Annotated in this window: 1 pseudogene; it reads left to right on the top strand. The window is 34.7% G+C overall.

Annotated elements, in window-relative coordinates:
- Positions 1–236 (top strand): annotated as a pseudogene (locus ACRHOC_RS15155) (efflux RND transporter periplasmic adaptor subunit); the annotation flags it as partial.

The raw sequence follows: 236 nt of genomic DNA, 5'->3' as shown, positions 1-236 counted from the left end.
AGTTGTTTTGCCCATTACCACTATTTACCTTGATGCAGTTGAAGGGGGGCGCGTTGAGGAAAAGTATGTGGAAGATGGAGCAATTATGAAAAAAGGTGAGCCTATTTTAAGATTAACTAATACTGACTTGGAGTTAAGTTTAGTGAATCAAGAAACATCGGTTTATAATTTACTTACACAAATGCAGATCTCGCAAAATGCTGCAAGACAAAATACAATCAACAAATTAAATCAAT

The organism is Winogradskyella poriferorum, from assembly GCF_050618035.1.
GTDB classification, from domain to species: domain Bacteria; phylum Bacteroidota; class Bacteroidia; order Flavobacteriales; family Flavobacteriaceae; genus Winogradskyella; species Winogradskyella poriferorum_A.
The sequence above is the reverse complement of the archived record's forward strand: the minus strand, read 5'-3'. Positions and strand labels throughout refer to the sequence as shown.